25 protein-coding genes are annotated in these 25,358 nt (G+C 54.3%); 12 read left to right on the forward strand and 13 right to left on the reverse strand.

All coding sequences use genetic code 11. The features are described 5' to 3' along the window. Positions 1-16: 16 nt before the first annotated feature. Complete coding sequence (gene ccsB, locus CSTAT_RS02030) at positions 17-1,063, forward strand: c-type cytochrome biogenesis protein CcsB (RefSeq protein WP_075722303.1); 1,047 nt, start codon at positions 17-19, stop codon at positions 1,061-1,063. 5 nt (positions 1,064-1,068) lie between these two features. Beyond that, positions 1,069-1,329 carry a helix-turn-helix domain-containing protein gene (locus tag CSTAT_RS02035; RefSeq protein ID WP_066792371.1) on the forward strand — a complete coding sequence of 87 codons (261 nt, stop codon included), beginning with the start codon at positions 1,069-1,071 and terminating at the stop codon, positions 1,327-1,329. Positions 1,330-1,340: 11 nt separating this feature from the next. Here the strand turns inward: CSTAT_RS02035 and CSTAT_RS02040 are convergent, their stop codons facing one another. Next, positions 1,341-1,673, reverse strand: a complete 333-nt coding sequence (locus tag CSTAT_RS02040; RefSeq protein WP_075723765.1) for a hypothetical protein — start codon at positions 1,671-1,673, stop codon at positions 1,341-1,343. Between the two features lie 42 nt (positions 1,674-1,715). On the opposite strand from CSTAT_RS02040, the gene CSTAT_RS02045 reads away from it, so the two are divergent. Further along, a complete protein-coding gene (locus CSTAT_RS02045; protein ID WP_066792372.1) occupies positions 1,716-2,048 on the forward strand; it encodes a DUF4229 domain-containing protein in 333 nt (110 codons plus the stop codon). On the opposite strand, the gene CSTAT_RS02050 is transcribed toward CSTAT_RS02045, so the two are convergent. From CSTAT_RS02050 to CSTAT_RS02060, 3 genes are read right to left on the reverse strand one after another with little or no spacing between them, the layout of a single operon-like run. Then, the gene (locus tag CSTAT_RS02050; protein ID WP_075722304.1) at positions 2,045-3,436 is read right to left on the reverse strand and encodes an alpha/beta hydrolase; all 1,392 of its coding nucleotides are present in this window, start codon (positions 3,434-3,436) and stop codon (positions 2,045-2,047) included. The two genes, CSTAT_RS02045 and CSTAT_RS02050, sit on opposite strands and share 4 nt — an antisense overlap. Before the next feature lie 29 nt (positions 3,437-3,465). Next, entirely contained in the window at positions 3,466-4,365 is a 900-nt protein-coding gene (locus tag CSTAT_RS02055; protein ID WP_066792374.1) for an AEC family transporter, read from the reverse strand. Positions 4,366-4,368: 3 nt separating this feature from the next. After that, entirely contained in the window at positions 4,369-5,250 is an 882-nt protein-coding gene (locus CSTAT_RS02060) for a 1,4-dihydroxy-2-naphthoate polyprenyltransferase (protein WP_075722305.1), read from the reverse strand. Between the two features lie 220 nt (positions 5,251-5,470). Here CSTAT_RS02060 and CSTAT_RS02065 point away from each other — a divergent pair, with 220 nt between their 5' ends. Both CSTAT_RS02065 and CSTAT_RS02070 read left to right on the forward strand, forming a co-directional pair. Then, positions 5,471-6,655 carry an MFS transporter gene (locus tag CSTAT_RS02065; RefSeq protein ID WP_075722306.1) on the forward strand — a complete coding sequence of 395 codons (1,185 nt, stop codon included), beginning with the start codon at positions 5,471-5,473 and terminating at the stop codon, positions 6,653-6,655. Between the two features lie 194 nt (positions 6,656-6,849). Continuing rightward, positions 6,850-8,028: an NAD(P)-dependent malic enzyme gene (locus CSTAT_RS02070; protein ID WP_075722307.1), complete on the forward strand. Its 1,179-nt coding sequence runs from the start codon at positions 6,850-6,852 to the stop codon at positions 8,026-8,028. A gap of 96 nt (positions 8,029-8,124) precedes the next feature. On the opposite strand, the gene CSTAT_RS02075 is transcribed toward CSTAT_RS02070, so the two are convergent. Beyond that, entirely contained in the window at positions 8,125-9,045 is a 921-nt protein-coding gene (locus tag CSTAT_RS02075; RefSeq protein ID WP_075722308.1) for a LysR family transcriptional regulator, read from the reverse strand. A 237-nt stretch (positions 9,046-9,282) separates the two neighbouring features. Between CSTAT_RS02075 and CSTAT_RS02080 the strand changes: the two genes are divergently transcribed. From CSTAT_RS02080 to CSTAT_RS02090, 3 genes are read left to right on the forward strand one after another with little or no spacing between them, the layout of a single operon-like run. Next, positions 9,283-10,377, forward strand: coding sequence for a PrpF domain-containing protein (locus tag CSTAT_RS02080; RefSeq protein WP_075722309.1), 1,095 nt, complete (start codon positions 9,283-9,285; stop codon positions 10,375-10,377). Next, positions 10,377-11,483, forward strand: a complete 1,107-nt coding sequence (locus CSTAT_RS02085; RefSeq protein ID WP_075722310.1) for a type 2 periplasmic-binding domain-containing protein — start codon at positions 10,377-10,379, stop codon at positions 11,481-11,483. The genes CSTAT_RS02080 and CSTAT_RS02085 overlap by 1 nt, the downstream gene beginning before the upstream one ends. 12 nt (positions 11,484-11,495) lie before the next feature. Next, on the forward strand, positions 11,496-13,472 hold the full coding sequence (locus tag CSTAT_RS02090) for a tripartite tricarboxylate transporter permease (RefSeq protein WP_075722311.1): 1,977 nt from the start codon (positions 11,496-11,498) through the stop codon (positions 13,470-13,472). 61 nt (positions 13,473-13,533) lie between these two features. Here CSTAT_RS02090 and CSTAT_RS02095 read toward each other — a convergent pair whose 3' ends face one another. From CSTAT_RS02095 to CSTAT_RS02120, 6 genes are read right to left on the reverse strand one after another with little or no spacing between them, the layout of a single operon-like run. Beyond that, positions 13,534-14,805 carry an alpha/beta fold hydrolase gene (locus CSTAT_RS02095; RefSeq protein WP_419186541.1) on the reverse strand — a complete coding sequence of 424 codons (1,272 nt, stop codon included), beginning with the start codon at positions 14,803-14,805 and terminating at the stop codon, positions 13,534-13,536. A gap of 11 nt (positions 14,806-14,816) precedes the next feature. After that, the gene (menE, locus tag CSTAT_RS02100; protein ID WP_075722313.1) at positions 14,817-15,956 is read right to left on the reverse strand and encodes an o-succinylbenzoate--CoA ligase; all 1,140 of its coding nucleotides are present in this window, start codon (positions 15,954-15,956) and stop codon (positions 14,817-14,819) included. 15 nt (positions 15,957-15,971) lie between these two features. Next, a complete protein-coding gene (locus CSTAT_RS02105) occupies positions 15,972-16,814 on the reverse strand; it encodes a metal ABC transporter permease (RefSeq protein WP_075722314.1) in 843 nt (280 codons plus the stop codon). Next, positions 16,798-17,685, reverse strand: coding sequence for a metal ABC transporter permease (locus CSTAT_RS02110; RefSeq protein ID WP_075722315.1), 888 nt, complete (start codon positions 17,683-17,685; stop codon positions 16,798-16,800). Before CSTAT_RS02110 ends, CSTAT_RS02105 begins: the two co-directional genes overlap by 17 nt. Positions 17,686-17,694: 9 nt before the next feature. Next, on the reverse strand, positions 17,695-18,405 hold the full coding sequence (locus CSTAT_RS02115; RefSeq protein ID WP_075722316.1) for a metal ABC transporter ATP-binding protein: 711 nt from the start codon (positions 18,403-18,405) through the stop codon (positions 17,695-17,697). Next, positions 18,402-19,346, reverse strand: a complete 945-nt coding sequence (locus tag CSTAT_RS02120; protein WP_419186542.1) for a metal ABC transporter substrate-binding protein — start codon at positions 19,344-19,346, stop codon at positions 18,402-18,404. Before CSTAT_RS02120 ends, CSTAT_RS02115 begins: the two co-directional genes overlap by 4 nt. An 87-nt stretch (positions 19,347-19,433) precedes the next feature. On the opposite strand from CSTAT_RS02120, the gene CSTAT_RS02125 reads away from it, so the two are divergent. Both CSTAT_RS02125 and CSTAT_RS02130 read left to right on the forward strand, forming a co-directional pair. Beyond that, the gene (locus tag CSTAT_RS02125) at positions 19,434-20,114 is read left to right on the forward strand and encodes a metal-dependent transcriptional regulator (protein WP_075722318.1); all 681 of its coding nucleotides are present in this window, start codon (positions 19,434-19,436) and stop codon (positions 20,112-20,114) included. Positions 20,115-20,157: 43 nt separating this feature from the next. Further along, complete coding sequence (locus CSTAT_RS02130; protein ID WP_075722319.1) at positions 20,158-20,457, forward strand: hypothetical protein; 300 nt, start codon at positions 20,158-20,160, stop codon at positions 20,455-20,457. 218 nt (positions 20,458-20,675) lie between these two features. Here the strand turns inward: CSTAT_RS02130 and CSTAT_RS02135 are convergent, their stop codons facing one another. Together CSTAT_RS02135 and CSTAT_RS02140 are read right to left on the reverse strand one after the other, a co-directional pair. Further along, on the reverse strand, positions 20,676-21,137 hold the full coding sequence (locus CSTAT_RS02135) for a DoxX family protein (protein ID WP_066797346.1): 462 nt from the start codon (positions 21,135-21,137) through the stop codon (positions 20,676-20,678). A gap of 187 nt (positions 21,138-21,324) precedes the next feature. Further along, complete coding sequence (locus CSTAT_RS02140) at positions 21,325-22,272, reverse strand: 1,4-dihydroxy-2-naphthoyl-CoA synthase (RefSeq protein ID WP_075722320.1); 948 nt, start codon at positions 22,270-22,272, stop codon at positions 21,325-21,327. 35 nt (positions 22,273-22,307) lie between these two features. Between CSTAT_RS02140 and CSTAT_RS02145 the strand changes: the two genes are divergently transcribed. Both CSTAT_RS02145 and CSTAT_RS02150 read left to right on the forward strand, forming a co-directional pair. Beyond that, positions 22,308-23,333: an o-succinylbenzoate synthase gene (locus CSTAT_RS02145; protein WP_075722321.1), complete on the forward strand. Its 1,026-nt coding sequence runs from the start codon at positions 22,308-22,310 to the stop codon at positions 23,331-23,333. A 96-nt stretch (positions 23,334-23,429) separates the two neighbouring features. Then, positions 23,430-25,346 (forward strand): vWA domain-containing protein, encoded by a 1,917-nt coding sequence (locus CSTAT_RS02150; RefSeq protein ID WP_075722322.1) that lies wholly within the window; start codon positions 23,430-23,432, stop codon positions 25,344-25,346. Positions 25,347-25,358: the final 12 nt, after the last annotated feature.

Genomic DNA, 25,358 nt, shown 5'->3' on the forward strand with positions numbered 1-25,358 from the left:
TAGGTAAGAAAAATTGATGCCGGTTAATCAGAATCTGTCCAGCTTTTCAGACATCGCATTTCAGACAGCATTTGTTGTTTATGCGGTCGCGTTGATTTTGTCTCTCATTTATTATGGGCGACTTAATGGCGTAATTGATGCGCGTCGTCAGCGTTCCGAAGCGACAGTCAACGCTAAGAAGCTGAAGGCGCCCGTAGCCGCCCACGGCGTTGCTGGTGCTGACAGTGTCAGCAGTGCGGATAGTGCTGAAGGCTCCGGAAGTGGCACGGCGGGTGTATCTGCTGCAGATCTTGCGAAGCAGGAATCTAAAGTTGACCGCCTCGGTGGAATGACGCAGTCACTGTTGTGGGTTGCTATTGCTTTGCATCTCGCATCGATTGTGCTGCGTGGTCTTGCGGTCAACCGCTTCCCGCTGGGCAATCTTTATGAATACATGATGATGATTACCTTCGGCGCGCTGCTTGCGATGATGGTTGCTATGCAACGCAAGGAATGGCGCACCTTGTGGCCATGGGTTCTCACCCCGCTGCTCGCGTTGATGTTTTACGGCTCCACCAAGCTTTATGCAGAATCCGCACCAGTGGTACCGGCATTGCAGTCCTACTGGCTGCCAGTACACGTCACCATTGTTTCTCTCGGTGGTTCCCTAGGTATCGTTTCCGGTATTGGTTCTGTCTTGCACCTGCTGCGTCGTTGGCAGCCAAAGGGTAAAGAGCATGGTTTCTTTGGTGCGGTTGCAAAGCCATTGCCGTCAGCGAAGAAGCTCGACCAGCTGGCGTACCGCGTCGCGGTGGTTACCCTTCCAACCTTGGGTCTGGGCATCGTGTTGGGCGCTATCTGGGCAGAAGCTGCCTGGGGTCGTTTCTGGGGCTGGGACCCGAAAGAAACTGTCTCCTTCGCAACCTGGATTCTGTATGCTGCCTACCTGCACGCGCGTGCAACCCCATCCTGGGCGAAGTTCGCGCCATGGATTAACGTTGTTGCGCTATCCACGATGATTTTCAACCTCTTCTTCATCAATATGGTCGTATCCGGACTCCACTCCTACGCTGGGCTAAACTAGTTGTTATGACGAACCCAACCCGCAAAAAGCAGGGCAAGCCCGCCAGCGATAATCACACGCTAGTTGAGCTTGGTCAGCGCCTCGCACAAAGGCGCCGTGATTTTGGGATCGTACAACAAGATTTAGCTAAGACCGTTGGAGTTTCACGCTCCACGCTGCACACCATTGAACACGGCGGCGAAGGCGTGCGCTGGGAAAAGGTTATTGCTGTAGCCCAAGCTCTCGATTTCGATATTAAGCTGGTGCCCCAAAACCCAAAGGCTTAGCGGCTTAAGCACTAAGCCTGGGGACTATCTTCGCCGGAATCGGGTTTCTCCCCAGGATTCGGAGTATCGGGAGAATTAGAAGTATCCGGAGTATCTGCAGCGTTATTTTGATTCTTGGGCTTGGGCGGACGCTTTTCTTCTGCTGCGCGCTCGCGTTGGCGGCGCTGTTTGAAGGCTTCTTTTTCTAATTGCCACAAGAAATCTTCATCGTCGTCGGGTCCCTTAATTTCGCGTGGCGGCGCCACCGTCGGGGTTTTCTTCTGGTTCCAGGAGCTAGGTCCAAAGGCTTTCCAGACTAAAACCACGGCTGCGATAAGCAAGAGCAATAATATAATCCGACCCATGTAGGCCATTCTACGTGGCGAAAATCTCAGGAGGTAAACTAAGTGCCTGTGGATGATCAAGCACCAATTCCGGACCCCGAACTTCGCAAGAAGTCGCGCCGCGCAGTAGTAAAATACGGGCTCGCGCGCCTTGCCCTGTTCATTATTCTCACTGTCGTTATTCAAGTAGTGGCAGTTGTCATTGATGCGCCGATCCCGCTGGTATTTACCGCGCTGCTCGCACTCTTTGTAGCATTGCCGCTCTCGATGCTGGTCTTTTCCCAGTGGCGCCTAGAAGCTACTCAGTCCATTGCCGAATACTCCCGCCAGCGCCAAGAGCATAAGGCTTGGGTGCAGCGCGAGCTCTCCGGACGCGGCAACGAGGAAAACGACTAAACCCCGAACTCTGCGCCAAAATCCGCCCAGCGGGCTTTCACGGGCTGGGCACCAAGGTGCTCCAACAAGGCTGCGCGCCACCATCCCCAGTCATGTCCGCCGTCATAAACGTGTAATTCATGCGGGATTTCGCGCGCCTTTAACGCCATGGCCAGCAGGTGTGCTTGATTGACCATCGCGCCCTCACGCACCCCGACATGGATGTCGAAGTTGGTGTCGTGCGGAAGTGCTTTGGGCTTGGTTTTATAAAACTGGTCTATTAGCCACCCATGAGAAGGGTGCTTTAAATCACGCGGGGTGCTGCCTTTTGCGGGGCTCCACCACAAGGATGGGGACTGCGCGATGACCGTGGAGTATTTCTCCGGATTTAACAGGCCGGCATACAGCGCGGATAGCCCGCCGAGGGACTGTCCGGCGATGGTGTTGTCATCGGGATTTAGCTCCATCCCACGCTGATTTGCTTCATTGTGAATCCAGGTTTCACCAATGTCGCCGACCTTTTCTAGAAATTCCGGATTGGCCTTGAGCTGCTCAACCCGGTGCGCATTGTCGTGATTGGCAATTCCTAAAACAGCAACTGGTTCCATGCCATGGGCGACAGCCCTTTCGAGTACGTAGGGCAGGTCGAATTTGAAGAACCAGGTTTCGGCATCGAAAAGCGTGAGCACCCGGCATGGCTTCTTCGCAGCAGCGCCAGAAAATTCATGGGTGGGAAGATACGCAAAAATCTTCAGGTCTGGGTCTTCGAGATAAGCGGTAATAACTTGCCCGTGCAGCCGATGATTGTCACGATTCCAATGGTCTTGGTTCGGGGCCAGCGGACCTGAAACAAGTTTGGTGCCGCGGCCTTCCTCATCAACATCAAGCCTACTGCGCATTGAAATGTCTGAAACGCTGGCATGATCCGGATAAGCCGTGCGAACTTGCTGGCGGACACGGGTGTGCGGTGGTTGGTCAATGACTTCGTCATCGTCTGTAATCAACCGGAAACTATAAGCTCCCAAGTAGGTTGGGGTAATCGGGATGGTGCGCACCCAAATAGAGGTGCCGGGCACATACCGCATCAGGCCGTATTCGTAATTTTCCTTGTCCGTAATCCGGTTGAGATTCACGTGCACGGCGGTAACTTTTTGAGATTCCAACTCTAACTGCCAATGCCGGGAGGCAAGTTGGCGCACATCAACGGCGAAGGTGACGGTGTTGGTCTTGTCATCGATCTCGCCGGATTGCCATTGCGTGAGCATGAATGCGCGTCGGAGCTCGTCGGGTTCCAAACCCGTGAGTTCGCGGACCAGCCTGTTTTCAATAATTTTAGCAAGCTGTTCTGGGCTCCTGCGGGATTTCGCAGTGGGCTTTTTCGCGTGTGCTGAGTTCTTCGGTTTGGACACAAGACATACCATCTAGCTGATAGGAAGACTTAACGTCCAAACAATAGCGCGATAATCAGCATCACCGGAAGGGATGCAAAGGTGGTGATGAACACGGTATCGCGCGAGATAGTTTGGCCGCGTTCAAATGTAGCGGCGTAGTTGTAGACATTTTGGGCCGTAGGCAGCGCACACAAGATGGTGCAGGCATAGACCAGGTCGGTTTCAAGCCCTAGCAGGGTAGCGGTGATAAAACCTGCCAGCGGCATGCCGACAAGCTTCAAGGTGGTTGCAGTCAGTACAGCAGGGCGGGATTTCACATCAGAAAGTACGCCCGCACCGCTAATCGATGCACCAAAGCTCATCAAGACCATCGGAATGGCCGCACCGCCCAACAGTGCGATTGGCTCAGCCACAGGATCGGGGACTTCCCAGCCCATTACTGCGACGATAAAACCGGCGAAAGAAGCCAGCACAACCGGGCTTAAAAGCCCCGTCTTGACGGCACCGAAGAAGGAGCCGCCGCCCAACATTCCCAGGATGACCGGGGTATAAAACATCATCTGCAGCAACATGATGGGGACTACGTGGGTGGCATCACCAATGACGTAGATACTGACCGGCAGGCCGATATTGACAGAGTTGAAATAGCTTGACGATGCCGCACCAATTCCAATTCCCGCGATTCCTTGCCGGAAGAAAATCACCCCATAGATAACTGAGACCAGCACCGTGGCAATCGAAATGACCAAGGTGACTGGGGTGAGGAAGTTTTCTGGGTCGGCTTTGGAGACGGCATCGAAAAGTAGCGCGGGTGTCGCAGCATAAAAAGCCACCCGGTTGAACATCAAACGCTCTGAACTAGAGCGAATGATTTTTGTGCGCGCTAGAATCCAGCCGGTGAAAATCACGGCCAAGATGATGGCGAAGCCAGTAATAACCCCCAGCATTGTTTAAACCACCGCCACAGCAAGAGCGGATAGTACTGCCCAGATGAGCATGGCGCGCCCGGTGAGACCAAGCACAGGAATGAGTTCTTTGCCCTTCGCGCCGCGGTTGACCGTGCGTACGGACTTCAAAGCGAACGGTATGTAGACCAGTGCGACCAGTGCCGCCCAGGAGCCGAAGGCAATGAGGATGGTGTAGAGAACCGGCAGCGTAAGCAACACGGTAAAGAGCAGGCGGGAGCGGGCATCGCCTAAGCGTACGGCGAGGGTGATCTTCCCGGTCTGTGAGTCCGATGGGATATCCCGGATGTTGTTGGCCAAGTTCACTGCAGCGCTCATGCCACCAACACCCAGCGCCAACAGCAGGCCGGTAAAGGAGACTCTGCCAGCCTGGGTAAATTGGGTGCCCAGTACCGCGACGAGGCCGAAGAAGACGAATACAGCGACTTCACCCAGCCCGCGGTAGCCATAAGGGTTTTTCCCGCCGGTATAAAACCACGCGCCAGCGATACACAACGCGCCGATAAGGATAAACCACCACGCGCCAGCTGCCAGCGAGAGCCAGATGCCAGCTACGGCTGCAACCGCAAAGCAGCTAAAAGCTGCGAACTTCACGTGCTGGGGTTTGGCTAATCCGCCGCCGGTAAGCCGCTGCGGGCCAGTACGGTCATCATCGGTGCCGCGAATGCCGTCGGAATAATCATTGGAGAAGTTCACGCCAATAATCAGAGCCCACGCGACAATAAGCGCTAAAAGCCCTCGGCCAAAGTGGAACCCGCCGACCGCGGCGGCAGCACCAGTACCTGCCAAAACAGGGGCAAAAGCATTTGCCCAGGTGTGTGGGCGCGCGCCCTCAAGCCAATTTTTCGCACTAGACATAGCGTCCATTGTCTCACGGTGCGCTGTTGCGCGTTGACAGGCGTATTAACTTGTGCTTTTCGACGCCGAGCTTCGTCGCAGCCAGATAAGAAAGTTAGGTTGCTAACGTCGCGGCCTAAATACCTTGCCCCAGCTAGTGGTGCGCTAGTTAGAGGTCTACTGTTTATGGAGATTTATCCACCCTGTCTTATCCCCTTGATGCCTTCGTGAAAAAGGAAGGAGCTTTCGCATGTCTAATCTCGCTGCTGCTGAATCTCGTGAATCCCGTTTCCTCATTGTTCCTTTGACCGCCATGAGCTTTGCGGCTTTTGTGTATGTCACTTTTGAGATGTTCGCCGTCGGGTTGATTAGCCCTATGGCGCGTGACTTAGATGTCTCTGAATCGCGCATTGGTTTGCTGATGACCATTTACGCTGGCGTTGTCGCGGTGGTTACCATACCTGCGATGATCTGGTTGGGGCGTTTTGATAAGCGCACCATTTTCCTTGCGACCTTAGGCTTTCTCATTACCGGCATCGTGGTCCAAGCGCTCACCGTTAACTATTCGATGCTGGCGGTTGGCCGCATTACCGCCGCTTTGACGCATGGCGTGTTTTGGGCTCTCGTAGGGCCTATGGCCGCGCGCATGTCGCCGGGGCATACCGGCAAGGCAGTGGGCATTGTATCGGTGGGCTCCACCATGGCGCTGGTGGTGGGCTCACCGTTGGCTACCTGGCTCGGCGGACTTATCGGCTGGCGCCCAACCACCTGGGTATTAGGCGCGCTTACCGTTGCCGCGCTGATGGTCTTGCTGCCCACGGTGCCCTCGCTACCACCTTTGCCTAGGGATTTAGCGAGCCAGGAAAAGCGTTCGATGCCGTGGGGACTTATTTCCCTGGTGCTCTTTTTGATGCTGGCGGTCACCGGTGTGTTCGCTGCTTATACCTACCTGGGATTGATTCTTTCGGAGACCGCCGGCGCGGGCTTCGTCTCCATCGGTCTTTTCGTCTTCGGCGCGCTGGGGTTACTCGGCGTTACCGTGGCGACGCGCACCGTCGATCGCCGCATGCTGCGCGGCAGCGTGCATACCACCGCGCTATTTCTCATCGCTGCGATTTTAGGCCAGTTGGCTTTCGGGCTTTCAGGGGTCCTCTCCACGGCGTTGATCTTCTTGGCGATCATCGTCTTCGGTGGGGCCTATGGCGCGCTGCCGACTTTGGGCACGACCATCTTCTTGCATGCGGGTCGTCATAACCCGGATGCGGCGTCCTCTTTGTATGTCGTGACCTATCAAGTAGGCATTGCCTCCGGGGCTGCTTTGGGCGCGGTGGCTGTCGATGCTTCTTGGACTGCCGGCACCTTATGGATTATGGCGGGATTGTCTTTGGCTTCTACGTTGGTTCTCGCCCTATGGTCGCGACCACTGTTGCGCTAATTCGATGACATGTATCGCGAGCAGTTTGATTTATATTCGCTGTTAAGCGATTCGTTGCAAAGCTAGCAATAAAGGTCAGTGCGATATTCACAAATGTTCGCAATCCGTATTTCCTATAAGGCGATAGATTTAACTAGTGTTTTCTGGTTAGAAACTACTCCCGACAATCTCACACGAGATAGCTAGGCAAAACGATGACTGCAGTATTGAAACGCAATACTCAGAATCTCACCGAAGAAGAAATCTTTGACGCGCACGCTGGTGGCAAGCTCTCGATTGCTTCGACCCGCCCCTTGCGCGATATGCGCGACCTTTCTTTGGCGTACACCCCAGGTGTGGCCAAGGTATGCGAGGCTATTGCTGTCGACCCAGAAGTTGCCCGCACGCACACCGGCGTTGGCAACACCGTTGCTGTTATCTCCGATGGCTCCGCAGTTTTAGGCCTGGGCGATATCGGACCGCAGGCCTCCCTGCTTGTCATGGAAGGTAAAGCACAGCTGTTTAGCGCATTTGCTGGTTTGAAGTCAGTTCCCATCGTCCTGGATACCCAGGATGTTGATGAGCTGGTGGAGACCATCGCGCGCTTGGCGCCTTCTTTTGGTGCAATCAACTTGGAAGATATCTCTGCACCGCGTTGCTTTGAGATCGAGCGCCGTCTCATTGAGCGCCTCGACATCCCAGTCATGCACGATGATCAGCACGGTACCGCCGTGGTTATCCTCGCCGCACTACGCAACTCTTTGAAGCTGCTCGGTCGTGAGCTTGCAGGCCTGAAGATCGTCATCTCTGGTGCTGGTGCTGCCGGTGTAGCAACCGTCGACATGCTCACCAATGCAGGCGCGACCGATATCATCGTGCTGGATTCGCGTGGTGTTATCCAAAAAGACCGCACCGACCTTTCGCCGACCAAGCAGGCGTTGGCTGCCAAGACCAATCCACGCAACGTTACTGGCGGCGTCAATGAAGCCTTTGAAAGCGCAGAGCTTTTCATCGGCGTGTCTGGTGGCAGCATCGGTGAAGAAGCCGTGAAGTTGATGGCTCCCCAGCCCATCATTTTCACCCTGGCAAACCCAACCCCAGAAATCGATCCAGAGATCTCACGGAAGTACGCCGCGATTGTTGCGACCGGCCGCTCTGATCTGCCGAACCAGATCATCAATGTCCTGGCTTTCCCAGGTATCTTCGCTGGTGCACTCGCTGCGAAGGCCGCGAAGATCACCCCAGAGATGAAGCTGGCTGCTGCCGATGCCATTGCGTCCATCGTCGCAGACGAACTCGAGCCAGGCTGTATTGTGCCAGAAGCTATCGATGGCCGCGTTGCTCCAGCAGTTAAGGCCGCAGTCCAGGCTGCTGCTGAAGCGCCGGGCGCTTAAAGCCCAAAGCGGCTTAAGCGCGATAAACAAGGACTCGATAGCCCGTAAGTAGTGGAGGATTTACGGGCTATCGAGTCTTTTGTCTACCTCAGGTCTTTAGCTACCGGATTGTTGGCTGGCAAAGAGTGCTCCTTGCTCGAGGATTACGGATTTAAACGCCATCTCAAGCGGGGAGAGGGCTCGCTCTTCCCGCTGCCCGAGGAGGGTTCGCCGCTGAGGCGGAGTTCCTTCGATTTCAAGCACTCTTACATTCGGGTGCTGCACGGACAAGGCGCTGCGGGGTGCGATAGCAATTCCAATACCGACGCTGACCATTGCCTGGGTTTCTTGGTAATCGTTGGCGTACATGCTGATTTGAGGGCGGAAACCTGCCCTGGATCCAGAACGCTCGATAACTTCGACAACCGGGTGGTCGTCACCTCGCGCCACCCACTTTTCAGTGGTTAACTCGGAGATCTTTACTGAAGCTCGGTCAGCTAATTTATGGGATTGTGGAACGAGAATTACGAAGGGCTCGGTGAATACTTCGACGAGTTCTATCCCCTCGGTGGTGAGGGGATTCCACGGATAGTCCCAAAGCAATGCCAACTGCACTTCTCCTTCCTCCAAACTGCTGATTAGTTTGTTGAGGCGGGCGCTTCGTATCGATAGATCAATATTTGGATAGCGGCTATTGAATTCGTTGATTGCTAGCGGAAGAAAAGATGCTGCTGTAGTGGGGAATGCGCCGATAGACAAGCTGCCGACTCGCCCAGCTGCTAGGTCAGAGATATCTGCTCTTGCGGCAGCGAGCTGGCGGAGAATTCTTCTCGTGTGCTCTGCGAGAACAAGGCCCGCCTCAGTCGGGACTAGGCCGTTCTGAGTGCGCCACACCAGTTGGAGTCCAACCTCTGTTTCGAGCTTCTTTAACTGTTGCGAGACTGCTGATGGGGTGAAGGAAAGTTCATCCGCAGCATCGCTCACGGACCCTAGTTCAATGACCTTCGCGAAGGTTTGGAGACGGCGAACATCGTACATTTTTGAAGTTTCCCTCCAGTACTACCTAAATAGTTATTTAACTCCGTTAAGAATTACTTAATTCCGAGGTTGAGTGGCCCTAAAAGCTCGGAATGGTTGAAACTAGGATACCGCGTCAACATCAAACAGCAATTTATTTTAAGTATTGCTTAAAAGACATCAAAATACTTTACATTGACTTAAATCTCTTGTGGGTTGAAACTTGCTTTAGTTCAAAAGTGAGAGGAGTTACACAAGATGGAAATTCAAGCGCGTTGGATGCGTGGCGGTACAAGTAAGTGCTGGGTGTTCGAGTCTGAGGAACTGGAAGCGCAGAGTTCGACCGTGGATGATGTACTATTGCGTGCTTTCGGTAGTCCCGACGTGCGACAGCTAGATGGTGTTGGAGGTGGAACCTCAACCACGAGTAAAGCAGTCATTATTTCTCCGAGTGAGGATCCTGATATCGACATCAAGTTTTCCTTCGCTCAAGTCGGCATCGAAGAGGCAAAGGTTGACTGGGGGAGCAATTGCGGGAACTGCTCAGCAACAGTTGGCTTGTACGGAATTGAAACGGGACTGGTTAAGGCAGAGCCAGGTGTGACACGTATTCGTGTGCTTAATGAAAACACCAACCAGGTGATCGTTCAGTCATTGGACACACCTAACGGAAAACTAGTGGAATCACCAACCGAAACTATGCCCGGAACTAAATTTGCTGGCCATAAAGTAGTTCTCGGGTTCACCGACCCTGAAGGTAAGACAACCGGTGCGCTGTTTCCAACTGGTAACAAGATGGATCAGATAGAAGTTGGTGGACGAGTTTTCAATGTGACCTTGATTGACGCGGGTGCTCCAGTGGTCATGGTGGCAGCGAGTGATTTTGGATTGGCATCTGAGAATTATGAAGATTGGCCTGCAACGGTTGCTTCGCAGCTGGATCTTCTAGATGAAGTACGGCGTAAAGCCTCGGTCATGATGGGATTGTCAGATTCGTTGGAGTCGGCAGCACGGGCAATTCCAAAGATCGGTGTTGTTACTCCTTCGACTAGCGAAGGGTCGGACCTGAATATCTTGATGCTGTCGATGGGAAAGCTGCATCCAGCAATCCCGGTTACAGGAAGCATCGCAATTTCCAAGGCAATTCTTGAAGAAGGAACGGTAGCCCATTCTGCTTCTGCCCAGCCAGAATCTTTGAGAATTCTGACCCCTGTCGGAGTGATTGAAACTAAAGTTTCTAAAGATGATTTTGCTACCGAAATCGGTGTCGTGCGTACCTCGAGGACTATCGCGGACGCAACGCTCTTTCTGCCGGAGCACGATGAGGTTGGTCCACGAATTGAGGTTGCGTGATGTCTCGTATATTTGAAAATGGAAAGAAAGCAGTCACTGGAGCTGTTCTTGCAGCTGTGACATTCTTGGTCGGTTGTGCCCCAGCACAATCCTCCTATAATCCTTCGGGCAACGGCATCATTGACGTCGTTGTTCCATACGGCACGGGTGGCGGTACGGATACGTGGGCTCGATTCATCACGCCATACTTCGCTGAAAAGCAGGATGACGTCAATCGCTATCAGGTGGAGAATATTCCAGGTGGTGAATCAATTACCGGAACCAATGCTTATGTGCAGGCAGGTGTTCAAACAGGGGATCAAGTAATGGTTGCTTCGGCTACCACCTATTTCCAAAGCATGCTCGGGCACCCAGCGGCTGAGTTCAAGTTCTCTGAGATGGAGCCATTGGCATTCAACGGCACCGGAGCTGTGCTCTGGACGAGTGATAAGAGTGGCATTACCGACATTGATAGCTTGATCAACCATGAGGATGAAGTCCTGTACGGCGGGATGTCGGCCACAGGTTTAGACCTGGTTCCATTGCTTGCACTTGAAGCTTTGGGAGCTCCCGTTAAAGGCGTCTTCGGAATGGAAGGACGTGGTCCGAGCCGCCTTGCAGTCCAACGAGGGGAAACAGACCTGGACTTCCAAACAACAGCTTCCTATTTATCCCAGGTTGGTCCGTATGTAGAAACCGGTGAAGCTCTTCCTCTGTTTAGCGTCGGCATCTTGGAAGACGGCGAAGTCGTCCGAGATCCAAACCTCCCTGAAATCCCAACTTTTGAAGAAATCTATCAAGAGTACGGAGGAAAGACCGAAGAACAGCGTAAAGCATATGAGGCCTATCGCGCGTTTGTAGTCCCAGGCTTCTTCTACCAGAAAGGGCTTTGGGCAAACGAAGGCACAGATCCAGCGGTCGTAGATACCTATGACCAAATGATTGATGAACTTAATGCAGACTCTTCGTTCAAAGAAGAAGCTAACTCAGCATTGGGTGGGTATGACTTGCTCTCCGGAAAACAAAACCGCGATGAATTTAGGAAAGCGCTAAAAATCGATCCGGAGATTATGAGCTATACCAATGAAATTCTTGCGAATAAATATGATGCACCGGTTCACGGATAGGAGGTTGGAATAATGTTTGATGCAGCTTTACAAGCGCTTTCACAGTTCGCCGACCCATCGATGTGGCTGTACTTAGGTGCGGGTGTCATCGTAGGCATCATCATCGGTGTTATCCCAGGTCTGGGAGGCACGGGAGCGGTTGCAGTACTTCTTCCTTTCGTATTCATTCTTGAGCCAAATCAGGCCATTGCGATGATTATTGGTGCAGTAGCAGTGGTCCACACATCTGACGTGATTACCTCAGTTGTGTTGGGCATCCCCGGGTCCGCAGCCGCCTCGGTGTTCTTGCTTGATGGACATGAAATGGCGAAGAAAGGCCAGGGCGGACGTGCCTTGTCCGCGAGTTTCATTGCTTCGATGATCGGCGGAATTATCGGCATCATTGCGCTAACCGTCATCGTTCCCATTGCACGACCAGTTGTCACAGCATTCGGCTCTCCCGAAATCTTCGTCCTCATTGTTATGGGTATCTTCCTAACCGCAATGTTGTCAAAGGGAAATGTCATCAAGGGACTTTTGATTTCAACGTTCGGTTTGGTTCTCGGAATGGTTGGTGTCTCACCAATCTCCGCAGAGTATCGGTTTACTTTTGGCTCGGAATACCTCACTGATGGTATCGGCCTCGTGGCCGCAGCTCTGGGTATTTTCGGCTTGGCTGAAATCATTGACCTCACTGCGCAGAAGACCAAGGTCGCCAAAGGCGGTATGGATCTCGGCGGTGGATGGAGCCAAGGTATTCGAGATATTGCAAAGCATTGGACGGATGTTATTCGTGGGTCTGCTGTCGGTGTTGGTGTCGGTTTCCTGCCAGGCGTCGGTGCAACTGCAGGCTCATGGTTGGCATACGGACAAGCTCAAGCTTTTGCATCAAGGAAACCTGGAACGAATAACTTCGGTAAAGGCGACCCACGCGGCGTCATTGCGCCATCCGCAGCAAGTAACGGTATCGAGTCGGGTTCCCTGATTCCGACATTGCTATTCGGCGTTCCTGGTGCAGCGCCATTCGCATTGCTGTTGGGTGTTCTTCTAATCTTTGGTATCCAGCCTGGTCCTGGTCTGATTACAAATGAACTGGATCTTGTTTACTTCATCGTTTGGGCTTTTGCTATCGCCAGCGTCCTAGGTGCTGCCGTAGCTTTCGTTGCTGCGAAGCCGTTGGCTCGTTTGAGCTACGTGGCCTTCCCGATTCTTGCTGCAGCTCTTATTCCGTTGTTGTTCTTCAGTGGATTCCAGGAGCCTCTGAACCTCAACGTCTTCTACATGATGCTTTTGCTTGGTGTTGTGGGTTGGATTTGCAAGATGACAAATATCCCGCGAGCACCATTCCTAATCGCATACGTGTTGGCAGAACCTTTTGAGCGGTACTACTTCCTGACAGTTAACGTGTTCTCCCCAGCAGAATGGATGACGCGTCCGTTCGTGATGGTTGTAATCTTGATTCTCGCGGGTGCAGTAATCATTCCATTCGTCCGGAAGTTCTTCCGCAAGACAGAAGAAGGAGTTGAAGAGGTTCAGGTCTCGGAAAAGTCGGACTTGCCTGTTCCAATGAAGCTGGATATTGCGGTTTCGCTAGTCATGTTAGTATTCTTCGCTGCTACCATCGTTATTTCGTTCCAGTTCTCAAATAGCGGTCGACTCTTCCCTCTGGCTGTCGGCATATTGGGAGTTGTCTTAGGCGTGCTAAGTATTTTCCGTGACATTAGAGTCGGCAAGGACGTCAAACTAACCGCTGGTGAAAAAGACAATTGGCGAGCCAGAGTCATTATTGTCTTGGCTTCCATTGCATGGATTGTCGGTTACATTTGGCTAATCTTCTTGTTTGGAATGCTCATCGGAACTGTAGCTTTCTCTCTTGTATTCTTACTGGTAGTTGCTCGGATGAGATTAATACCTACAATCATCTACACTCTTTGCATTGGTGCAGCTATTTGGGTACTCGCAGAATACGCACAGCTGGTGTTGCCCGTTGGATATCTCCTACCTGTTTAACCTGTATGGCAAAAGAGCTCGTGCACCGAGAGTGTACGAGTTCTTTTCTTCACGTCTGCGTTCATCGGTCCTCGACGAGACCGCGCAAGCGGGCAAAGATGCCCGCTCCATCATGGCCAATGCCGTCGTGTTGGAACACATTGGTGACTTCGAATCTCAGGTCGCCGTAGGTCTGCGCGGTCTTTAGTGATTCTTCGAAAGGCACGTAGATGTCATCGAGGTATATTTCAGCAGCGGAGATGGGGGCATCACCAAGCACTGCGGCATCATAGGGCGAGGATTGCCACTCATGCGCTGCTACTGCCATCGCTGCTTCTTTATCGGGAATAAGAGCCGGATCCTCGTCGAATTGCCACGGGAAGATGTGCTCGCCGGTGAGATAGAACTTATTAGCCGTACGCGGATCGAGACTCTCTTCGAACCCCGGGATTTCTTCACGCATGCGGTGCGCCGACCAATTGGTGGCCTTTTGCCCACCGACGCCGCCATAAATGCTTTCGTGGATTGAGGCATACAGAGGATTACCGGCAAAAGAGACTTGCGCGCCGACGGTGTTGAGGAAATCCGTGCGCAGGCGCTTTTCGCCGCCGTGGGCGTGGAAAGGATTTTCCAGCAGATACGCCAGCGAGTGGAATCCGACTCCGCGGCCTAGATTGATGCCGATGGTGCGAAAGCGTCGTGCCGATAGTCGCTCGCCGGTCGGCAGAATTTCCGCTGAGTCTTCCAAGTGTGCGCAGATTTCGCGAATGCGATCTTCCGCCCACGGATACTCGCGGTAGAAACGATCGTGGCGTACCTGTAGCTTGGCAAAGGTGGTGCGATATAAATCATCGACGCTTTTCTCCAGCGTCGGCAAACCACCAGTAAGGTAAGCGTGCTCAACGGATTCGGGGTGGCGGGAAAGATACGCCGTAATACAGAAGCCGCCGAAAGACTGGCCAAAGAGCGACCACTTGTCGATGTTCAAATGCTTGCGCAGCGCTTCTGCATCCTCGACGATGTACTCCTGGCGCAGTAAGTTCAGACGCTTCGCATCCGCTGGGTTTGCCGAATCGATGCGGTGCGAATTCCCTGTGCCGCGCTGGTCAAGCAAAATAACGCGAAACTCTTTGAGCATTTCCCCAACCAGGCCCGAAGCATTCAGTGGTCGAGGAGCGGGCGATCCCGGTCCGCCTTGCAAATACACAATCGCGGGTGCGTCGTGCTTATCGGGGGCAACAATCTCGCGTGCGAAAAGCTCGAAAGTCTCACCATCCGGGGCATTAAAAGGATCCCAGGGGACCTGGATGGTGTGGGTGAAAAAGTCATAGCCGAAATGTCGATTAGTGCGCATAACACCTAACATTACGGCGAAAATAGTTTCACTACCGCCTGTCGGTCAATCTTGCCGGGGCCAGTGACTGGCATCTCCGGTAGCTGCTTGAGATCTTTCGGCAGCTGCCAGCGTGGAGTGTGTGCTTCTTCGAGTGCTTCTAAAATATCGGTCATCGACGCATTGCCGGTATAAGCAGCGACAATTGCCTGTCCCAAGCGCGAGTGGGGGATGCCCACAACACAAGCCTGGTCGACGCCGGTAACTTTTAGCATCGCGTTCTCCAGCACCTCTGGGTGCAGCTTGAGCCCGCCAGAATCGATGATGTTATCCAAGCGCCCTGTCACGGTGAGCACGCCATTTTCTAAGACACCGCCATCAGAGGTTTGAAACCACCCGGGCTCCGCGAAAGCTTCATGGCCGGGCGCATTGCGATAACCATGCGCGATGGTTGGCCCACCTAGATAAATGCGGCCCTCATCCACGCGTACCTGCGCGCCGGGCAAGGCTACTCCGTCATAGACACAGCCACCGGCAGTCTCAGAAGAGCCATACGTGGTCACAACATTGATCTGCATTCTGGCTGCTGACTCCAACAACTGCGGATTAGTGGCAGCACCGCCGACCAAAATTGCATCATAGGATTGCAAAGCTTCGATACCCACCTGGGTATCCATTGCCTTGGCCAGCTGCATCGGAGCGAGCGAGGTATAAGTGCGCTCGCCCGTCTCTTTTAACTCCCGGGTAGCACGCGCGAACTCGGAGATATTAAAGCCGGCGGAGACATCGATAGCCAAGGGCTCCACCCCTGCAACCATGGAGCGAATAAGCACCTGCAGTCCGGCGATATGGTGCGCTGGCATCGCGAGCAACCAGTGCCCCGGCCCGCCCAGGTACTGGTAGGTCGCATCTGCACTAGAGATCAGATTATGCGCCGTGAGCTGTGCGCCCTTCGGAGTACCAGTCGAACCTGAGGTGGGCACCACCAATGCGATATCCGCGTCGATTTCTTCGCCCGCGCGCTGTGAATTTTTCAACAGCGTGGACTTGGTCTTATCCGCAGCGGGTAAAGGTAGGAGCGAATAGCGGCCCGTAATGGCTAATTCCAGGTCAGGCAGGATAGCTAGCGGATCGGCAGGTGAGATAGGTAAAGGACGAAGAACATGTGGCACGACTTAAAACCTTAGTCAGTTAATGCCAACTTTCGCGGTGCGACGTGGAACGATAATGAAACGAAGAACAAGAATTATGACAAAGATTCCCGCGTAGGTCACGGCCATAAACGCCGAGGTTGACGCGTTCGCGTGATAAGCCAGCCAGAAACCAACCGGTGCGGTGCAGATGGAAACGATGCAGGCGATAAGAAACATCATCGGCACACGATTGGTGAGAAGGCGAGCGCAGATGGCGGGAAAAATCATGAGCGCGATGACCAACATGGCACCAGCTGCGTGGAATGCAACGGTAGCAGTGGCGGCAACCAATGCCATGAAGATGGTGTGCAGGGCCCGTGTGCGGATGCCTGCGACACGGGAGTAGCTGGGATCGAAGGTCGCGGTAGTCAGCCGCGGCATGGTGGCCAAGATGAAAGCAGCATTGACGGCGGCTACAGCCAGCATGATGAGGCTATAGCCGGGATTGGTAAAAGCAACCAGGTTCAAGTCACCGATGAGCACTACGTGAACATCTAAGTGCACATTAGACATGCGAGTGGAAATCAGAATAATGCCGGCGGAAAAAAGTGCAGGAAAGATCAGACCGAGTGCCGCATCATTAGTGATGATTCCGCTTCGTCCCAACCAATCGGTGCCCAGGGCAACGGCGAGACCACCGAGTGCGGCAGTCAGTAGCAGCCAGGGGGAATCGATATCGGAGGTAAAGAGATATCCGACGGTGATGCCGGGTAAGACGGCGTGGCCGATTCCATCGATAAGCATGCTGTCGCGCTTTAAAACCACGAAGACTCCTGGAATCGCGCAGGCCAGCGCTGTGGTAATCGCTAATATGCAGGCGCTAAGAGCTAAAGACATGAGTGGAGCGCACCTTCTTTGCTGTGAGGGAAGCGGCTGCGATGAGTCCTTGAACCAAGACAATCGCGGGGCCGGTGGGGATGGATCCAACTGCAGTTTCGCCCGCGGCAATAGAGAAATACGTGCCGAGTACAGCCGAAAGTCCGCCGATTGTCCCAGAGCAGGCGATGAAAGGGATTAGCCGGTTGGTCCATTGCCGTGCGGCGACGGCAGGCGCAATGACGACTGCGACCATCAGCACGACGCCAACCACTTTGACGCCGATGACGGTGATTGCTACCAGGGCGATAAATCCCAAAGATCTGACGATATTTAATTTGATGCCCGCTAGCTGGGCGAAAGGGGCGTCAAAGACGACAGCGGATTGCTTAAGGTGTACCAACGAAAGAATAAGCAATACACCGCCGCCGATGACAAGCGCGGATTTCACATCGGAGCGGGTGAGCGTCGAGGCATTGCCCAAAAGGTAATTTTGGATTCCGGCTTTGCCGGGGATGGGATTACGGGAAATGTATTGAAGCAATAGCATGCCGAGTGAAAAGAAAGTCGTTAATGTTGCCGCCATCGCAGCATCCCGATGAATCACCGTGCGGTCAGTGATAACGGAGATAATGGCGACGGCTACTAGGCCCGTGAGGATAGAGCCTGCGATGAGCAGCAGGGGATTGCGGCCATCTAAGCCAAAAGTGGCGACGAAAAGGAATACACCGAGGAGACCAAGCAAACTGGAGTGCGCGATGGCATCGGCGATCAACGCTTGGCGCTGGACCAGCACCAAAGGTCCTAAGGCGCCGGCGCAGACACCGATGATGACCGTACCCAAAAGCGCTTGGGTATACGTGTAGTCCGTGAGGAGATCAAAAGGGTTCATAATGGGGGACTAACGTGGGAGGGAAAAGAGCTGGGAGATGGCGGTATCCGTTAGGGTTTGCTGGGTTGGACCGGAGGAAATGATGCGGCCGGTACCAAGCAAGATAACGTCATCACAATAATCAGCGACTTCAGCCAGGTTGTGATGAACCAGCAATACCGTGACGCCACTATCGCGTAAATCGCGCAATACACTGACGATGGCGTCTTGACTTACGGCATCCACGCCGGCGAAAGGCTCATCGAGGATGAGCAAGTCTGGGTCAGTAGCAAGCGTGCGCGCCAGCAGTACCCTTTGTCGTTGCCCGCCTGACAATGCGGCGATTGGTCGTTTGGTTAAATTTGCAGCGCCGGTGCGCTCTAATGCCCGATGCGCTGCGGCTTTTTCTTCTTTGCCAGGCCAGCGATACCACGGTAGCCGGGCGCTAAGTCCCATGATGGCGAGATCTTCCACAACAGCGGGAAAAGACCAATCTAGTGCAGCTTGCTGCGGCATATACCCGAGCCGGTCACGAAAATGTTCCAGTGACTTGGCATCGAAAGTGATGCGCGCGCTGGGCTCAGCGCGAACGAGGCCAACGGCTGCTTTGACGAGAGTGGATTTACCTGCGCCATTCGCGCCGACAAGACCGGTTATACGGCCGCGTTCGACATGCGCGCTGATTGAGTCCAGTACTTTATTGGCGCCATAGCTAACAGAGAGATTTTCAATGTCGATCATTTACTTAAGCCTTCTGCCACTGCTTGAGCATTGTGGGCAAAAGCCCCCAGATAAGTATCAGTTGGCTCAGTCGCACCGAGGGTATCTGCGAAGAGTTCTTCATCAGAGACCTCCACTGCCCAGCCGCGGGATTCTACCGCTTCGCGCAGCGCGGTAATGGCCTGCGGATTGGCCTGGTTGTCCTGGAAGATAACTGGTATTTCTTTCTGTGCAATCAGATCCGCGAGTTCTGAAATCTCCTGGGGTGACTTTTCAGCATCGGTACTGACAAAGTCCGTGGCGTGAACTTCAAAGTCAAAAGTGTCGCCAAAATAGTTAAACGCATCATGGCCGGTAATAAGGGTGCGAGAGGAGACGTCGGCAAGCATTGCTTCCGCTGCTTGGGCCGCGGCTTCGATTTCTTCCGAGTAGGCCTTGGCATGGGCATGGTAGGAATCCGCGTTAGCGGCATCGACTTCGGCTAGCTTGTCACCAATGTGGCTTACAACCTCGGTCCACAGCTCCGGCGAGTTCCAAATATGAGGGTCATAAAGCTGCTCACCACCGTCGCCTTCCTCGTCCCATGAAAGAAGCTTGGAGGGATCCAATTGTTCACCGACCGCCAGCTGCCGCTCACCGAGCGACTCCAGCTGCTCAATCATCTGCGCTTCTAGGTGCAATCCATTCCACAGCACAAGGTCTGCAGCCTGCATTTGCTCGATGTCTTTGGTGGAGGGCTGGTACGTGTGTGGGTCACCGCCCGGGCCGACCATGGTGATGACATCAGCATCTGGGGCGAGGTTTAGCGCCGCATCCGCCAGGTAGCCCGTGGTCGCATAGATCGTCAACGGTTCAGAACCGTCAGCTCCAGTTGCGTTTTGCGCAGTGGTTGCAGAACATGCCGTGAGCGCACATGTAGCGCCAATGGCGCTAAGTCCTAAAAATATTCGTTTCATTTCCATCCTTGAATGTTTAAGTTCAACAGGTTGAACACTTGAAAGCATACGGATGAAGATTTGTTTTTAAAACGGTTTGTTTAGGATGGGGGTATGCACGTGACAGATTTGCCGGAGCGCACGCAGGACTACCTCAAGGAACTGTTTGACCATGAAGAGCGCAACGGGGTAGACCTTCCACTCGCGCTAGGCGATCTGGCGGCCGCGTTGAATCAAAAGCTGCCGACGGCTTCCGAGGCTGTCAAGCGTCTTGCCGCCAAGGAATTAGTGGTGCACGAGCGCTACCGCGGGGTGACGCTAACGGAATTGGGGCGCGATTTATCGCGGCAGGTCGCGCGCCGTCATCGCCTGTTAGAGACCTTCCTGGTGGAAACTTTGGGCTATACCTGGGATGAAGTCCATGATGAAGCGGACGTGCTGGAGCATGCCTGTACCGACCGCTTTATCGCGCGTCTCGATGCCCACCTGAATCACCCCACCCGCGACCCGCACGGGGATCCGATTCCGCGTGCCGATGGCTCCACCGACCCGCTTTCTACCTGCACTCTTGCGGGGCTTTCGGTGGGTCAAAAAGTCATCATGGAGCAGGTCAATGATGACGATCCTGAGCTACTGCGCTTCCTTGCAGCACAAAACATGCGCCCTGGTACTGAGGTTGAGCTAGTGCAACCCCCACTTGCCGGGCTGCTGCATATTAGCGTTGATGGTGGCGAACCCTTTGCGCTTGCTGAGGTGGCCGCACATGAAATTACGGTGCGTTCGAATACGGAATAGCTTCCAGTCTTTGCCTGTCCGATCCAGCGGATAACTTGGGTGCATGGATAAAGGGCAGGTGATAGAAATTGCAAACAATTTCGACCCTACGTATCAGTGGGTACCTTCGACTCAACTGAGTAGCGGCGGTTGGATTTTAGAGCCAGCTGATGCTCGAATCGTCATAGACGACGGCTTGGTGGTCACGAATGGTGGTCTCCCCGGCATGTATATCGACTCTGAGGGGCGTCCGTACATGATGTATGGTCCGCCTGGGGGCTGGCCGCGAGAAGCTATTGAAGCTCTGAGTGAATTGACCGAGACGGACGAAAGCGAATATATCGAGCTGTTTGACAAAGATTAATTCAACGGCGCGGGAAAAACGGGGACAACATAATCAAGTTGACTCCCATTCGTACAGCCGCTGCGGATTGCCTTCTCATAAGGGATTGAGGATTAATCGACATTAATCGCGGGAAAACCTAAAAGGCCGGCACCTGAAGGTGCCGGCGGAAAATAACGCGGACTCATTGCGGAACCAAGCCAGGTGAAGTGCCTTGGTAGATTGTCCGGGATTTGAGGTTAGGCAGCTACTGGAGTCTTGGCTGCAGCTTCTTTGTTCTTGAAGATGAAGTTGTCTGCGGCGTACTGGCCAGGGCCTGCTGCGAGAAGAATTACTGCAACAGCGGCGATAACCATAACTAGCTCCCAGCCGTTCTCGGTAACCATGACGCCGGAGCTGAAGTGGCCGCCCCAGATACCGGCGCCAACCATTTGCAGTGCAACGAGTGCGGCAGCAATGCGGGTAATCAGACCGATGAGAATCAAGATGCCACCGACAAGTTCAATGGCAGCTGCGATAGGTGCTGCGATGCCAGCGGCAGGAACACCCATACCGGTGAAGGCTTCAGTGGTTCCCGCAATGGTCCACTCGTTGAACTTCTGCCAGCCGTGGGCAATGAGAACTACGCCTAGGATGATGCGTGCAATGAGGAGGCCGGCGGACTCAGTTGGAGACTTAAAGGTTGAAGTGAAATTCAGCATGGCGAAAGTGTAAACCATCGATGTTGTCGCGTCAACTTAAAGCTTTAACTAATTTTCTAACGTCTTCTAACGCAGCTTGGAAGTAGCAGCGTGTCGGGGTAATTTTGCGGTAGATGGCGTCGACAAAGGTCGGCGCAAGGTACCCCACAGCCCCGAGTGAGTAATTCGCGCGGGGCTGTTGTATTTCCTAGTAGTAGTAAGGGAATTCTTCCCAATTCGGGTCGCGTTTTTCTAGGAAGGAGTCGCGGCCTTCGACGGCTTCGTCGGTCATGTACGCCAGGCGGGTGGCTTCGCCGGCGAAGACTTGTTGGCCCATGAGGCCATCGTCGGTGAGGTTGAAAGCGAACTTCAGCATGCGCTGCGCGGTGGGGGATTTGGTGTTGATTTCGCGGGCGGCTTCGATGGCTTCTTGCTCGATGTCTTTGTGGTCAGCCACGATGTTAACCGCGCCCATTTGCTGCATGCGTTCAGCGGAGTAGGTGCGGCCTAAGAAGAAGATTTCGCGGGCATATTTTTGGCCAACCATCTTCGCGAGGTAGGCAGAGCCGTAACCGGCATCGAAGGATCCGACATCGGCATCGGTCTGCTTAAAGGCAGCTTCCTGGCGTGATGCGATGGTCAGATCACAGACCACGTGCAGGGAGTGCCCGCCGCCGGCAGCCCAGCCGTTGACCACGGCGATGACAACCTTCGGCATGGTGCGAATCAGGCGTTGTACTTCCAAAATGTGCAGGCGCCCGCCCTCCACCTTTTCGCGGGCCGTGTCGACGGTGTCAGCAGTTTCGCCGTCGGCATAGCGGTAGCCGGAACGGCCGCGGATGCGCTGGTCACCACCGGAGCAAAATGCCCAGCCGCCATCTTTTTCACTCGGGCCATTGCCAGTTAAAAGCACGGTTCCGACATCTGGGGTACGCCGCGCGTGGTCAAGAACGCGGTAGAGCTCATCGACGGTGTGCGGGCGAAAAGCATTGCGGACCTCAGGGCGGTCAAAAGCAATACGCACGATGCCATTGGCGCGGCCTTCGCCGGTGTGTCGGTGGTAAGTGATGTCGGTGAGGTCGGAAAAACCTTCTACCGCGCGCCACTGGGAAGCATCAAAAGGATTATCAGTGCTATAAGTTCGGGTTGCAGTCATGCACTCTAATCTAGTCGCCGCCTAAAGTAGTCAGCATGCAGATCGACGATATCTTAGACCGCGCGCACGTTGTCGCACTTCCAATGGCTGTAAAGTTCCGCGGAATCACCACCCGCGAAGCATTGCTTATCGATGGCCCCGCCGGCTGGGGCGAATTTTCCCCCTTCGTAGAATATGGCCCTGAAGAATCCGCGCATTGGCTCGCCGCAGGACTCGAGGCAGCTTATGAAGGCTTTCCGGAACCTGTGCGTGACACCGTTGAAGTCAACGGCACCATCCCGGCAGTAGCGGCAGAAGAAGTTCCAGAGGTCATGTCGCGTTATCCCGGCGTGCGCACGTGGAAAGTCAAAGTCGCAGAATCCGGGCAAAGTCTTGAAGAAGACATCGCGCGCGTAAAGGCTGTGCGCGAATACGCGGCGGTGCACACGCCGAACTTGGTGGCCAATATCCGCATCGATGCCAATGGTGGCTGGAGCGTCGAGGAGGCGATTGCCGCAGCGAAAGAAATGATGCCGCTGGATTACATGGAACAGCCCTGCCGCACCACGGAAGAGCTCGCGCAGGTACGCCAGCAGCTGATGCGCAATGGGCTCTTTGTGCGCGTTGCCGCTGATGAATCCATCCGCAAGGCCAGTGACCCCTACCGGGTGGCGGAATTGCAGGTGGCGGATGTAGCCATCGTTAAGCCTGCTCCACTAGGTGGGGTGCACAAGACCTTGGAGATTGCGCAGAACCTTCGCGCACGCCACATGGATGTCACGGTGGCTTCTGCCTTGGATACGGCCGTCGGAATTTCCATGGGACTGGCAACGGTCGCTGCGTTGCCGAAGATCTATGACGATGAAGATATCGATGTCGTACCTGCCGCTGCCGGGTTGGCCACGGGCTCGCTGTTTGTCGAAGATGTTGCCGCACCGCGCACGCTTGTCGATGGCTCCCTTCCCGCCGCGCCCGTTGCCGCCGACCCGGATCGCGTAGCTGCCCTAGCTGCGAGCCCAGAGCGCCGCGACTGGTGGTTTGAGCGTGTCCGCGCGAGCTATGAATTTTTGAAATCAAAATAATTTTGACGTCGTTGTCCTGCACTTATGGCGTGAAACTATCGAAGTTTCACGCCATAAGTGTTGAGGGCGACCTAACCTACCGCTAGTCTGTGGCTCATGACTCACGGCAAAGTTTGGGCAAGCGTGGTCATGGCGGTGGGGTTAGGCATAACGAGTGCTCCTATTGCCATGGCTCAAGGCAGCCAAGAAAATACCGTTCCTCCAACCATGGTCATCCTGGATGCATCGGGCTCTATGGAGCAAGCTGATGCCGGCGGGAAAACCCGTATGGATGCAGCTAAAGAAGCAGCGCATACTTTCCTAGATGGCGTTTCTGATGATTCGGAGCTGGGTTTTATTACCTATGGCACGGGCACATCTAATGCGCCGGAAGAACGGGAAGCCGGCTGTAAAGATGTCACCACCTTAGCGCCGCTGGCCAGCGGACAGGTAGATGATATCCGCGGGGAAGTCGATGATATCGAGGCCTCCGGCTATACCCCGATGGGTCCTGCGCTGCGCCAAGCTGCCGATGAGCTTCCCGATGAGGGGGCCCGCAATGTTGTGTTGGTCTCTGACGGTCTGGACACCTGCGCACCACCGCCCGTATGCGATGTAGCCAAAGAATTACATGAACAAGGCATTGACTTAATCATCAACACCGTGGGTTTCTTGGTTGATGATGAAGCACGTACCGAGTTGGAGTGCATCGCGGAAGCCGGCGGCGGACAATACCTGGATGCTAATGATGCCGATAGCTTGGCCGAATCCATGCGCGTTCTGCACACGCGCTCCATTAATGCTTATGAGACTGACTTAGAAGAATACGAAGGCTCCGATAGCGAGACCACACCGACGGAGATTCCTGCGGACGTCGACACTTTTTCTTCGCCGTTGCACTACTCGGGTGCCGCGCTGAATAGCATCAACGGTGATGCCCAGTACTGGCGCGTACCGGTGGAAGAGGGCGAGCGCCTAGCTATTTCCGCATTGACGGTGCAGCCCCCGAGCTTTGGTGGGCTTACCGATAACCGCTATGGAATGAGCCTGGAGTTCGACGATTCATCCTGCCTAGGCGACACATGGAGCCAGGTTGAGCCCAACTCGGCTCAGGGCACGCAAACAGCAGCTGGCATTACCAAGATCACCGGCGAAGACTGCGGTGCAGATGGCTACGTGGACTTTTCTATCTCGCGCCGTGGCAATTTCTTAAAAGGCCAAGACATTCCGCTGGAGCTAAAAATCACCCGCTTTGCTGGCGAGGACACAAGCGGCGTGCCGGACCCTGAAGAGGAGTCGGAGGTACCGGAAATAGAAATCCCAGACGATACCGTAACCGCCCAGCCAGGCACCTGGTTTGATGATGCTGCTGAATTACCCGATGGCAATGAGCAAGGCGTCAGCGCTGATATCGTTCCTGGCGAGACCCACTTTTACAAGGTTCCCGTCGAATATGGGCAGCGTCTTGCTGCAGCGATTGCCACCGAAGGAACTGATGTTGAAGGCGGCCGTGGCATTTCAGTAGATCGCTTGGACATCAAGGTCTACAACGAGGCGCGCCAGCCGGCGATGAATTCTGAAGGCATTACTTTAGAAACTGAATCCTCAACTACTTTCGGGCACGCAGCACCACTGAATTACCGCAACATCGAAGACGGTACTGTCCCAACCAGGATGCTCTTCCAAGATGGCTCGCAGTACATTTCCGTGAACTACAACAGGCTGTCCAACAGCGACAATGAAGAAGTCGGTGATGGTGAGCAGCACACCGCGCGCTACTCGCTCGCCGCTGTCGCCGAAGGTGAGCCGCAACCCGGCCCGACCTTTAGAGAAAAATCATCAGATTCTCCTGATGCCGCCGGCGCGAAAGAACCATCAGATTCTTCCGACCCAGCTACTGAATCGGTAGATGCAGCTGCAAGCAGCGAAGGAATGGGCGTAACTACATGGGCGCTGATTGCCCTAGCCGTTCTGGTCATCGCGGGTATTGTCGGAGGATTCATTGCCAAGACCCGAAAGACTGGCACGAAATAGTGCAGCTGCGAA

It is taken from the genome of Corynebacterium stationis (assembly GCF_001941345.1).
GTDB lineage: Bacteria > Actinomycetota > Actinomycetes > Mycobacteriales > Mycobacteriaceae > Corynebacterium > Corynebacterium stationis.

Coding starts and splice junctions, on each gene's coding strand:
- CSTAT_RS02125 (WP_075722318.1), top strand. CDS start 19,434: ATGCACGTGACAGATTTGCCGGAGCGCACGCAGGACTACCTCAAGGAA.
- CSTAT_RS02075 (WP_075722308.1), bottom strand. CDS start 9,045: ATGTACGATGTTCGCCGTCTCCAAACCTTCGCGAAGGTCATTGAACTA.
- ccsB (WP_075722303.1), top strand. CDS start 17: ATGCCGGTTAATCAGAATCTGTCCAGCTTTTCAGACATCGCATTTCAG.
- CSTAT_RS02130 (WP_075722319.1), top strand. CDS start 20,158: ATGGATAAAGGGCAGGTGATAGAAATTGCAAACAATTTCGACCCTACG.
- CSTAT_RS02140 (WP_075722320.1), bottom strand. CDS start 22,272: ATGACTGCAACCCGAACTTATAGCACTGATAATCCTTTTGATGCTTCC.
- CSTAT_RS02035 (WP_066792371.1), top strand. CDS start 1,069: ATGACGAACCCAACCCGCAAAAAGCAGGGCAAGCCCGCCAGCGATAAT.
- CSTAT_RS02055 (WP_066792374.1), bottom strand. CDS start 4,365: ATGCTGGGGGTTATTACTGGCTTCGCCATCATCTTGGCCGTGATTTTC.
- CSTAT_RS02115 (WP_075722316.1), bottom strand. CDS start 18,405: ATGATCGACATTGAAAATCTCTCTGTTAGCTATGGCGCCAATAAAGTA.
- CSTAT_RS02120 (WP_419186542.1), bottom strand. CDS start 19,346: ATGGAAATGAAACGAATATTTTTAGGACTTAGCGCCATTGGCGCTACA.
- CSTAT_RS02095 (WP_419186541.1), bottom strand. CDS start 14,805: ATGCGCACTAATCGACATTTCGGCTATGACTTTTTCACCCACACCATC.
- CSTAT_RS02105 (WP_075722314.1), bottom strand. CDS start 16,814: ATGTCTTTAGCTCTTAGCGCCTGCATATTAGCGATTACCACAGCGCTG.
- CSTAT_RS02150 (WP_075722322.1), top strand. CDS start 23,430: ATGACTCACGGCAAAGTTTGGGCAAGCGTGGTCATGGCGGTGGGGTTA.
- CSTAT_RS02040 (WP_075723765.1), bottom strand. CDS start 1,673: ATGGGTCGGATTATATTATTGCTCTTGCTTATCGCAGCCGTGGTTTTA.
- CSTAT_RS02090 (WP_075722311.1), top strand. CDS start 11,496: ATGTTTGATGCAGCTTTACAAGCGCTTTCACAGTTCGCCGACCCATCG.
- CSTAT_RS02145 (WP_075722321.1), top strand. CDS start 22,308: ATGCAGATCGACGATATCTTAGACCGCGCGCACGTTGTCGCACTTCCA.
- CSTAT_RS02135 (WP_066797346.1), bottom strand. CDS start 21,137: ATGCTGAATTTCACTTCAACCTTTAAGTCTCCAACTGAGTCCGCCGGC.
- CSTAT_RS02070 (WP_075722307.1), top strand. CDS start 6,850: ATGACTGCAGTATTGAAACGCAATACTCAGAATCTCACCGAAGAAGAA.
- CSTAT_RS02085 (WP_075722310.1), top strand. CDS start 10,377: ATGTCTCGTATATTTGAAAATGGAAAGAAAGCAGTCACTGGAGCTGTT.
- CSTAT_RS02060 (WP_075722305.1), bottom strand. CDS start 5,250: ATGGACGCTATGTCTAGTGCGAAAAATTGGCTTGAGGGCGCGCGCCCA.
- CSTAT_RS02065 (WP_075722306.1), top strand. CDS start 5,471: ATGTCTAATCTCGCTGCTGCTGAATCTCGTGAATCCCGTTTCCTCATT.
- CSTAT_RS02080 (WP_075722309.1), top strand. CDS start 9,283: ATGGAAATTCAAGCGCGTTGGATGCGTGGCGGTACAAGTAAGTGCTGG.
- CSTAT_RS02110 (WP_075722315.1), bottom strand. CDS start 17,685: ATGAACCCTTTTGATCTCCTCACGGACTACACGTATACCCAAGCGCTT.